The organism is Dialister sp. (assembly GCF_036343215.1).
Taxonomy (GTDB): Bacteria; Bacillota; Negativicutes; order Veillonellales; family Dialisteraceae; genus Dialister.
On record NZ_JAZASU010000158.1, the window covers coordinates 1 to 2,758 of the forward strand.

At 46.1% G+C, this 2,758-nt stretch carries 1 protein-coding gene; it reads right to left on the reverse strand.

The features are described 5' to 3' along the window. Positions 1-420 precede the first annotated feature (420 nt). Entirely contained in the window at positions 421-2,073 is a 1,653-nt protein-coding gene (locus tag VZT47_RS09965) for an RNA-binding domain-containing protein (RefSeq protein ID WP_330224809.1), read from the reverse strand. Positions 2,074-2,758: the final 685 nt, after the last annotated feature.

Genomic DNA, 2,758 nt, shown 5'->3' on the forward strand with positions numbered 1-2,758 from the left:
ATGCCAATTGACTCAAACGCTGGCTATGCCCGGCGTCAGGCTCTCCCTGCGGAGAGCTCCGCGAATGCGGTGAGAGGGGACTAATGGGACTTTGCCGAAGGCCAATGCTTCACTCAGAACTCGGAACTTCTATGCGAGCCATTTCGCACCCCTCCCCCCGCAGGCTGCTTCGCAGCCAGCTCCCCCAGGGGGGAGCCTTTTCACAATTGACTAAAAAGTCAGCCTTGCCCTGCGTCCAGCCCTCCTCGATAGGAGGGCTCCGCGAAGCGGTGGGAGGGAACATGCCGAAACCATTTTCATCCCTGTCAACCAAAGAGCAAATGCAGACAAATCTTTACACAAATATCTTTCATAGATATACAATAAAAATCCCGGAGAGCCTATAGTCCCCGGGTATCTCATTCCTGTTTTCCATTTAATTCATGATTCCGATTTTATATATTTAGCAGACCGTCCCTTCCCTTTCAGGTGAATTCTCCCTTCATTTTTCAGAGATTGCAGCAGATGATAAGCTGCAGCAGGAGTAACATGAAGAAGTTTTACTACATCCTGCCGAGATATTTCTTTTTCCCGATCCAGAAATTGTAAAATCAATGCCGGGTAACGGATACGATCAATACCTGCCTGATGGATATAACCGGGTAAATCTCCCTGTGCCCTATATACATGAGCGCTTAAAATATAAGATCGGTTTTTTCCATTTCCTATTGCTTCCACAATGCCATATTCAACCAGATTTTCCATAATTACCTTTAACCGGCTTTCTTCAATAGCAAAGCTGTCCCTGATTTCCTCCAACTGTACTCGGTGCTGCCTTATAAGATAATTTAAAACCACTAAAGCATAAACAGAAAAATCGTGATGACGTTTCTTTTCCTCCGCAGTAAGCATGGAAATAAAAGATTTATCCGGAAGAGCATTTGGAATGAAAAGCCTGACCATAACTTCTGTGGACTGACTGTAATCCGGGACCCCCTTCCCATAACGGAGAGTACCTTCATAAATCCGATCAATTCCCCGCCCTGACCTTTCAGCAAGTCCTATACGTTTCAGGCAGTCTGCAAGTACCGGATTGCGACCATGAGGCTCCGCATCAATCAGGTTTTTATAATTGATCCCCTCGATAAAACCGCCCGGATTACTGATCGTCAGACCCTCATTATTGATTAATACGCGGACCCTGCCCAGCATGGAATAATCCCGATGGCTGAAAGCGTTGACCAGTGCCTCACGAAAAGCACGCTTGTCAAAATCGGGAATAGAAATACGAAAAAGCCCCTCCTCCATCTCCTCTTCCCGATTCCATGCATTAAAATAAGCCGTAATTTTTTCAAAAGCAGCCAGCAGAGGAAGCGTAAAAGACTCATTAACTTTTAAATCAGTCCCATCCATGACCTGAATAGTAGATTCTGCTGTCGGGACAAGATCCTGAAGACGTTCCTTTCTACCAAGTATCAAAAGGCCGGCCAAAGTAGGGCATGGCTTCCCATCAACAATCGTTGTTAAGCGGAGTGCCTGATCCAATTCGGCATCATCAAGTTCAAGCAGCATTTTTTCCCCATGGTAAGTACGAATCAGATTGCGCAGCCTTTCCCTTTCCAAAGGATCGAAATCCTGAACACAACTGCCTGCAACGGGCTGTGCGGAATAATCCAATAACGAAAGATCCGATAACCGAGAGACAATTTCATAAGGATACATCGGAATATTTTCAGGGGTACCATCAACTTTGATCCGTCTCCTGACCAGTTTACCTGAAGAAGTGGCCACAATATTCTTATGCCTGGGAACGGCAATTTTTAATACAGGAATCCCATCAAAAAATAAGACCTCAGAACGAACCGATACCGGTGGAATCGTCTTATTTGCAATAAAAGCATTCAACCTGTCTATATCCTGATGATCTTTATGAAGACCTGTAATTTCGCCATCGTCCTCAACGCCAAGATAAAAATCTCCACCATCCGTATTGGCAAAAGCAACCACAGCATCGATAATCTCGTTATCAGGATATTTCTTTTTATCACTCTTAAATTCTATGGTCAGCGTCTCTTTAAGATTTATATTTGGCATAAGATTCACCTCCGTATAGTTATATTAACACACAAGTGCGTTTATTAAAAGCAGCCAAAACACACATGTGTGTTTCTTACGCATATAATGCACTAATAAATAAAAATACATGCACAATCCACTCCTCATCCGATTTTCCAAAGGCCGCCTTTTCAAGGGCGGGCTAATGGGACCTGCCAAAGGCTGATGTAAAACTCGCAACTCGGAACTTCCATGCGAGTCAACTGGGAACTCGGAACTTCTATGCGAGAAACTGTGGGCGGTCTGATGCGAGACGCCGAAGGCTTATGGAAACCCGGAACTCGGAACTTCTATGCGAGTAATTTTACACCCCTCCCCCCTCAGTCGCCTACGGCGCCAGCTCCCCCAAGGGGGAGCCTTTTCGCTATTGACTAAAAAGTCAGCCTTGCCCTGCGTCCAGCCCTCCTCGATAGGAGGGCTCCGCGATAGCGGTGGGAGGACGAACATGTCGAAACGGTAAGCATCTCTGACGACATAAATCACAAAGCATGATTAATATGCCAATTGACTCAAACGCCGGCTCCACCCGGCGTCAGGCTCTCCCCGGGGAGAGCTCCGCGATAGCGGTGGGATAATATGAAGTGACCTCCGGTTTGCACATTCGTGGATTCACCCTGTACAATGGAGTCAGCCAATAACCCATCCTGAACAGGGAATTACCTAC

Coding starts and splice junctions, on each gene's coding strand:
- VZT47_RS09965 (WP_330224809.1), bottom strand. CDS start 2,073: ATGCCAAATATAAATCTTAAAGAGACGCTGACCATAGAATTTAAGAGT.